This is a genomic window from Marinomonas pollencensis, from assembly GCF_003387375.1.
Lineage (GTDB): Bacteria > Pseudomonadota > Gammaproteobacteria > Pseudomonadales > Marinomonadaceae > Marinomonas > Marinomonas pollencensis.
Map to the genome: position 1 here is coordinate 1 of NZ_QUNG01000025.1, position 8,049 is coordinate 8,049.

The window sequence follows — 8,049 nt, forward strand, 5'->3', positions numbered from 1 at the left end:
AGTATATATCCATGACGAGTTGGAGGAATGCGGCGAGTCCGTTAGCCAGTCACGCGATGCCAAACAAATGGTTCGATGAACAAGGTTTAGTAAATTTTGAAGAAGTGAAAACGGGGTATGTGTTCAGCGTACATGCTGAATGGACGTTTACATGAGCCGTATACGAGGTCCGTACGTACGATTCTGTGAGAGGGATGAGGCGGTAACGCCTCACCCTACTCGTTTATTTGGCTAATTTAAGAGCGAGCTCTGCGATGCGTCTCCCTTGTGCTTCGCAAAGTGCTATTTCATCTTTGCTCAAGGTGTTTTCACTGGTTGTGGTGGCAAGGTGGCTAGCGCCATAAGGTGTGCCTCCAGTGGTGGTGCCAATCAGGGCCTTGTTTTTATAAGGGAGTCCAGCCCAGATCATGCCATGATGCAATAACGGGATCATCATGGATTGTAAGCATTGCTCATGCCCACCATGCATTGAGCTTGCACTGGTGAAGGCGCAAGCGGGCTTATCAATCAGGCCGCCAGTCATCCAAATCGTCGATGTTTGGTCAATGAAGTGTTTAAGCGGTGCCGCCATTGAGCCAAAGTAAGATGGGGAGCCAATGGCTAAGGCTGAACATTGAGCGAGCTCATCTAGTGTTGCGTAGGGTGCGCCTTGTTCAGGGATTGCGTCACTGGTTGCTTCGGATGTTTCAGAAACAGGGGCAACTTGGCGCACTTTTGCTTCTATGTTCGCTACACTGTTGACGCCTCGAGCAATGTACTTTGCCATTTCTGCAATGGAGCCATGACGACTGTAAAATAAAACTAACACATAAGTGTTGCTCATTTGAACAGTTCCAATACTTGCTCTGGTGGGCGACCGAGTCTTGCCTTGTTGTCATGAATGACAATTGGGCGTTCGATAAGAATTGGGTGTGAATGCATGGCCTGGATGCGCTCTTCGTCACTGCTCTGTGCACTTAGTCCTAGTTCTTTGTAAGTGGCTTCTTTGGTGCGCATTAGCTCAACCGCAGGGAGATCAAGTTGGCTGAGTAGTGTAGTGATTTCTTCAATGCTTGGCGCTTCTTTTAAATAGAGTCGTATATCGGCGTTAATGCCGTGCTCCTCTAGAAGTGCAAGAGTTTGTCGAGACTTTGAACAGCGAGGGTTATGGTAAATAACAGTCATGGTTTATCCTTCCTGTTGTTAAACGGCTCAGAGAGGGGCAATCACTCGGCGTCACACCGAGTGATTGTTGTTGAGTTATTTAAGGCTAACAATAAAGTCAACAGCGCTTTCTGTGCTGATGTCTTGGTTTTCGCCTTGGCGGCGGTTCTTGTATTCTAGGGTGTTGTTAGCTAGGCCTTTATCGCCCACGACTAAGCGATGTGGGATGCCAAGTAGTTCGCAATCAGCAAACTTCACACCAGGGCGTTCTTTGCGGTCGTCTAATAGAACATCAAGGCCTTTGGCTTTAAGTTCTGTGTATAGGCGGTCACATTCATTGCGAACGGATTCTGATTTGTCATAGTTCATGGCAACAATGGCTACGTCGAAAGGTGCAATGCTTTCAGGCCATAGGATGCCTTTTTCATCGAAGTTTTGCTCGATGGCAGCCGCAACAATGCGAGAGACGCCAATGCCATAGCACCCCATGTGCATTATTTGCGCTTTGCCATTTTCGTTTAAAACAGTTGCATTTAAAGCTTCAGCATATTGCTGACCAAGTTGGAAAATATGGCCCACTTCAATGCCGCGTTTGATAACAATGGTACCCTGACCGTCAGGAGATGGGTCGCCTTCTACGACGTTACGTAAATCTGCTGTTTCAAAATTAGGGCAGTCTCTTTCCCAGTTTAAGCCAGTTATGTGGTAGTCGTCTTTGTTCGCGCCGGCGCAAAAGTCTGACATCACAGCAGCGGAGCGGTCGGCAATTACACGAATGCCTTTTTCTGACAAGCCTTGTGGGCCAATGGAGCCAGGCGCGCAGCCGATACTAGCGAGAATGTCGTCTTCGCTTGCGAACTCGAATGGTGCAACTATGCCATCCAGTTTCTCTACTTTTAACTCATTGATGGTATGGTCACCACGCAGCACTAGAGCGACGATGGTGCTGTTTTGTTCCGCGTCGATGCCTTTCACAAGCATGGTTTTAACGGTTTTGGTGACATCTAGAGAAAGGAATTCGGCCACTTTCTGAATGGTTTTGCAGTCAGGCGTGAAGACTTCTTTGGTTTCTTCTGTTGCAGGGTCAGCCTTTTCTTTCAGTGTGATGGCTTCGGCTAGCTCAACGTTGGCGGCAAAATTCGAACCATCGCTAAATGCGATATCATCTTCGCCGGAATCCGCCAAAACGTGGAACTCGTGGGAATATGCGCCGCCAATGCTGCCGGTATCGGCTAGCACAGGTCGGTAATCTAGGCCGATGCGGTCAAATACATTGCAATAAGCTTGATGCATTACGTCGTAAGTTTGTTGCAATGATTCCGCGCTGACGTGGAAAGAGTAGGCGTCTTTCATTGAAAATTCGCGTGAACGCATCACCCCAAATCGTGGGCGTACTTCGTCGCGGAATTTTGTTTGGATCTGGAAGAAGGTCGCTGGCAACTGTTTGTAGCTAGTAAATTCGTTGCGTGCTAGCTCTGTGATCACTTCCTCGTGGGTTGGGCCTAAGCAATAATCACGTCCATGGCGGTCAACCAGTCGTAGTAGTTCAGGTCCATATTTCTGCCAGCGGCCAGACTCTTGCCATAGTTCTGCTGGTTGAACACCGGGCATGATGACTTCAAGGGCGCCGGCTTTTTCCATTTCGTCGCGAACGATGCTTTCTATTTTGCGAAATACTTTAACGCCAGTGGGTAGCCAGGTGTATAGACCTTTGGAAATTTGGCGGATCATGCCGGCGCGCACCATAAGTTGGTGGCTGGTAACAACGGCATCAGTAGGAGCATCACGTAATGTGGAGAATAAATAATTGCTTGCGCGCATGATAATAGTGTCTATGTCTAAGAGTTAAAAAGTAAAAGTGAGTGTGCTAGCCAGCAAATCGATGTTCGATTTGGCCTTGGGTGTCGGTTTCCAGAGCAAAAATTCCGCCTGCTTGAGGGTACGTTTCTAGCTCTTCTTCAGTTTGTGCTGCTCGACAGGTGCTGACAAATAACGTTTTCATATCGGGTCCACCAAACGCTACCATGGTTGGGTAGGTTGCAGGGACAGGGTATTCTTCTAGTATCTCACCTTTGGGGCTTATTTTGACCACTCGCTGTCCTTGGTACAATGCGCTCCAATAGTTCCCTTCGCAATCGACAGCGGCGCCATCTGGGCGTCCGTTACCACGAGGAAATTCTATAAAGGTGCGTTTGTTGGTGGCGCTACCTGTTTCTACATCGTAATCAAATTGGTAAACGATGTGATTTGGTGTGTCCGAATAGTACATAATTTTGCCGTCCGGCGAAAATGCCAAGCCGTTGGATGTCCATGCAGCTTGGTCTAGTTGTTTCTCTTCGCCATTTGCAAATTGGTGGAGTGCCCCTTTAAATGCATCTTTAGGGCTATACATGGTACCGGCCAAAAAGCGTCCTTTAGGGTCACAGCGCCCGTCATTGAAACGTGTTGTTGACTGATCGTAAGAGGCCAGCCAATACGGGGTCAAGGGGGCGTTGAAATCTGCAAACTGGTAGACGCCTGAGCGAAATGCAGCGATAAATCCGCCGTCTTCGCAAAGGGAAAAACAACCAATTTCTTCATCGAATTGGCGTGTTTCCATGCTGTAGGATTCCATGCTAAATGCATGAAGTTTGAAGGCGTCAATATCAACAAAATAGAGGGTTTGGGTCTGTTCATCCCATCGTGGGCATTCTGCTAATTTAGCTTGTGCGTCCAAGACACATTGCATATCAGTCATGCTGACTCCGAGTCTCTGGGTGATTTTAAATGTAAGGGTGCTATAGTGCTTATGAAAGGGCTTGATGTAAATAGGATAAAGAAAGATGTTTGAGTTAAATTCAATATTAGAGCGTGACTCTATTTTGGTGGGGAATTTTCCTCTGTCGCAGCTTAGGTTGATAAATGATTCTCAATTTCCTTGGCTAATATTGGTGCCGCAGAGAAACGGTGTTTCTGAAATGCATCATTTGGTTGAGAAGGATCGTCAGCAGCTTATGTCAGAAAGTTGTCTCTTGGCGGAGGTGTTACATGATGCTTTTTCAGCTGATAAGTTAAATGTTGCGGCCATTGGTAACAAAGTGCCTCAGTTGCATCTGCATCATGTAGTGCGTTTTGAAACGGATATTTGTTGGCCTGAGCCAGTATGGGGTAAAGTGCCGGCAGTGCCATACGGTCCACAGGCATTGTCTGATGTGCTAGAGAAAATTCGATCCTTATTAAATGATGATTTAACCTTGCCTGATAATAATGCTGAGCTTTACTATTAATACATAATTTATGCTATGCCGCTTATGGCGAGGGGCAAGACAAGGATAGGCATTTTTATGAGTACGCGAAGAAGAAAAAAAGCCATCAGCAAAATTGTAAAATTGTTGAATCTGGCAACTTCTACTAATACCACAGAGTCAATTGTTGCGTTGCGTCATGCAGAATCATTGATCCGACAATACAATATTAAACAGGGGGAGTTGCCGATGGTGCAATTGTGCGATCGAACACTCCTTTATAAAGTGAGTTGGGGAAATGCTGCACCACGTTTTCCTAAGGAAAAGCCAGCGACTTTTGCGGTAGCAGATTCTGTTTATCAGCGTCGATTTAGCGAAAAGCGTCGAGCCACTGAAAAGAACGAATGGCCTGCTGATGAATCTGTCTCAGAGGGAGGCGATACATCTAAGGTTGGTGCTACTGAAGCGGCGCCTGAAAGTATGGTGGCGCAGGATGCAACCACTAAGGAAGAGTCAGTTATCCGAAAGAATAAGATGAATGAATCTATGGACGCGATTTATCGCGCCGAGCGAAGTGATGTGGATGGACAATCTGCCGTTTATGGGGCTGGCAACACGGATAATGTGATTGACGCAGCACAAGCGTTTCGCCCTGAGGTTCAAGTATTTACTGATGCACTAAAGTCTCAGCAGCATAAGCAAGATATGGACATGGCTTTTACTGATGATGCTTATTGGGCGCGAGTGCATGATGCATTGGTGGATTTTGATGAGGCGGCCGTTCAGACGGAAATAGACACCATTAAACGGCATCTTCAACAGTCTGAACGATTCCTTAGTGACAAAAAAGCAGACCGCCATAAACAGGAAAAGGCAGAGCTTCAAGAGCGGGCGGAGCGGGCTAAAATAGAGTTGAGTTTTGAAGCGGCGATTGAGCGTGCTTTTCAGGCTAGAGCCAAAGCCTATGAGGCGTGGGAAAAAGAACAATACCGTCAGCGTTTGAATTGTTTGCGTGAAGAGCAGCAGGCGTTGGCTGAATACGAAAGTTTATCCAAAGAGCTTACGGACTGTGAGGCTTCTCTGCATCGCCACTTACAACGTAAGCAAGATTATCAAGCTGCGAAAATCATGCACGATTTGAGACGTCATTTAGCGTTGGCGGCAAGTGGTGATGATGAGGCGGCGAGCGCTTTTGACGTCGTGGTTGAAATGATGCAATTAAATGGACTTTCTCTCAAAGACTTAGAGTTTTCTGACATACAAAATAAGAGTGTATTTATTCGTTTGCTGGAAAAAGAAAGTGCGCAGATTCCTGATGCCCACCAAAGAGAGTTGTTTACCGAAGAGATGTTGGATAAATTTCTTAATGCCAAACCTTCTGCGCGGCATTATGTTAAAGATGAAACGCCGTTGCAGCATATTCAGAGATTGCTAACCGCAGCGACTCAAGCGGGTCAATACGAGGCGCAAAAACAAATAGAGCAAGTGCAGCGTTTGATGGCCAGCCATGAAATCAGTGTGCGGGATATTGGTTATGGTTTTATTAAGAAATATTCTGTGTTTATCAGTCTTATTAATTGGGAAGCGGAGCGGATTGCCACTTTGCCTGAGCGCGAGGCTTTTACAGCTCAAATTTTAGAGGAATATATTCAGTTTTCGGTGCAGGTTCCTGATTCCTCATCTGGACAGAAAATGACCCCCTGATTAACAAGTAACCTCTTGTTTGGTGTTCAAAGGGGAGGCTGCTTGGTTTGTGTAAATATTTATTTTGTGAATAGGCTATATATCTTGCCTAAATAAGTTCTAGCCCTTTCTTTGCGCCTACGCATCTTTTACCATTTCGCCTTCGATTTAATCGTAATCCTCAGCAGGAGAGATGCATGAGCATTATCAAAGAAAATGATCTGATTGATAGCGTTGCAGACGCGCTTCAATTTATTTCTTATTACCACCCGTTAGATTTTGTCAAAGCCGTACATGAAGCTTATGAAAGAGAAGAGAGTAAAGCGGCTAAAGACGCCATGGCTCAGATTCTAATTAACTCTAGAATGTGCGCAGAAGGCAAGCGTCCTATCTGTCAAGATACTGGTATCGTTACAGTTTTTATTAAGATCGGTATGAACGTTCAGTGGGAAACCACAAAGAGTGTTGCTGATATGGTGAATGAGGGTGTTCGTCGCGCCTACACGCTTCCTGAAAATGTCTTGCGAGCTTCAATATTGGCGGACCCTGCTGGTGCGCGTAAAAATACCAAAGACAACACGCCTGCTGTTATTCACATGGAAATGGTTCCGGGTGACACTGTTGAGGTTCATGTGGCGGCGAAAGGTGGTGGCTCTGAGAATAAGTCGAAGCTTGCCATGCTAAACCCATCAGATGACATTGTTGAGTGGGTCAAGAAAACAGTTCCAACTATGGGGGCAGGCTGGTGTCCGCCAGGAATGTTGGGCATAGGTATAGGTGGTACCGCGGAAAAAGCCATGGTTATGGCGAAAGAGTCGCTAATGGAGCCTGTTGACATTCATGAGTTGAAAGAGCGCGGACCACAGAATCGAGTGGAAGAGTTGCGTTTGGAGATTTTTGATGCTGTCAATAATTTGGGCATTGGTGCGCAAGGTCTAGGTGGCTTGACGACAGTTCTTGATGTGAAAATCATGGATTATCCTACTCATGCTGCCTCTTTACCGGTAGCGATGATTCCTAACTGTGCAGCGACGCGTCATGCGCACTTTGTATTGGATGGTTCAGGTCCTGCTGACCTAGTACCACCATCATTAGATGATTGGCCAGAAATTACATGGGAAGTGGGCGACAGTGTTCGTCGAGTCAATCTAAATGAGATTACTCCTGAGCAAGTAAAAGAATGGCAACCAGGTGAAACCATTTTGCTAAATGGCAAAATGCTGACAGGCCGTGATGCGGCTCATAAGAAAATGGTAGAAATGATCGCCAATGGCGAAGAGCTACCAGTTGATCTAAAGGGACGATTTATTTATTACGTTGGCCCTGTCGATCCAGTTAGAGATGAAGCGGTTGGCCCGGCAGGACCAACAACCGCAACGCGTATGGATAAATTTACTCGTACTATATTGAATGAAACAGGTTTGCTTGGCATGATAGGTAAGTCTGAACGTGGCCCAATTGCTATTGAAGCGATCAAAGAATTTGGCGCTGTTTATCTAATGGCGGTTGGCGGTGCGGCATACTTGGTATCCAAAGCAATCAAAAAAGCAGACGTTATTGCTTTCCCTGAGCTAGGGATGGAAGCGATCTATGAGTTTGATGTTGTTGATATGCCAGTAACAGTGGCTGTTGATTCAGAGGGAACTTCGGTCCACATAACAGGCCCTGCAGAATGGAAAGCTCGCATTGAAGAGCAAGCATTAGAGATTAAATAATCTCGCAATTGTTTTGAAATACACAGATCAAAAAAAAGCCACATTAATTTGTGGCTTTTTTTTGTTTTAATGGTTGCACTCTAATTTTATCTCTGTATTATACAGCCCTCGTTACGCAGAAGCGCGTAACTGCTCTTTAAGAATTTAATCAGATAATTTGTGTGGGCGCTCGCTGGAGTCTTCAGAAGGTCATCGCAGTTCGGTTTTACCGGAATGTAGTTGATCAAAAAAATTGAAGACTTACGAGAGTCAAACACGTCAATTCGCTTTATGTTGATTGTTCT

Annotated in this window: 7 protein-coding genes; 3 read left to right on the plus strand and 4 right to left on the minus strand. The window is 45.9% G+C overall.

Annotated elements, in window-relative coordinates; translation table 11 throughout:
• Positions 1 to 223: 223 nt before the first annotated feature.
• From wrbA to DFP81_RS17870, 4 genes are all read right to left on the minus strand, one after another.
• Positions 224 to 823, minus strand: coding sequence for an NAD(P)H:quinone oxidoreductase (wrbA, locus tag DFP81_RS17855; protein WP_115899242.1), 600 nt, complete (start codon positions 821 to 823; stop codon positions 224 to 226).
• The gene (arsC, locus tag DFP81_RS17860) at positions 820 to 1,164 is read right to left on the minus strand and encodes an arsenate reductase (glutaredoxin) (protein ID WP_115899243.1); all 345 of its coding nucleotides are present in this window, start codon (positions 1,162 to 1,164) and stop codon (positions 820 to 822) included. Before arsC ends, wrbA begins: the two co-directional genes overlap by 4 nt.
• A gap of 75 nt (positions 1,165 to 1,239) precedes the next feature.
• A complete protein-coding gene (locus tag DFP81_RS17865; protein ID WP_115899244.1) occupies positions 1,240 to 2,964 on the minus strand; it encodes a proline--tRNA ligase in 1,725 nt (574 codons plus the stop codon).
• Positions 2,965 to 3,010: 46 nt separating this feature from the next.
• Entirely contained in the window at positions 3,011 to 3,880 is an 870-nt protein-coding gene (locus tag DFP81_RS17870) for an SMP-30/gluconolactonase/LRE family protein (RefSeq protein WP_115899245.1), read from the minus strand.
• A gap of 85 nt (positions 3,881 to 3,965) precedes the next feature.
• Here DFP81_RS17870 and DFP81_RS17875 point away from each other — a divergent pair, with 85 nt between their 5' ends.
• The 3 genes from DFP81_RS17875 (at position 3,966) to DFP81_RS17885 (ending at position 7,765) form a co-directional block, all read left to right on the plus strand.
• On the plus strand, positions 3,966 to 4,409 hold the full coding sequence (locus DFP81_RS17875) for an HIT domain-containing protein (protein ID WP_115899246.1): 444 nt from the start codon (positions 3,966 to 3,968) through the stop codon (positions 4,407 to 4,409).
• A gap of 57 nt (positions 4,410 to 4,466) precedes the next feature.
• Entirely contained in the window at positions 4,467 to 6,071 is a 1,605-nt protein-coding gene (locus DFP81_RS17880; protein ID WP_115899247.1) for a DUF2786 domain-containing protein, read from the plus strand.
• Between the two features lie 176 nt (positions 6,072 to 6,247).
• The gene (locus tag DFP81_RS17885; RefSeq protein ID WP_115899248.1) at positions 6,248 to 7,765 is read left to right on the plus strand and encodes a fumarate hydratase; all 1,518 of its coding nucleotides are present in this window, start codon (positions 6,248 to 6,250) and stop codon (positions 7,763 to 7,765) included.
• The last annotated feature ends 284 nt before the right edge of the window (positions 7,766 to 8,049 follow it).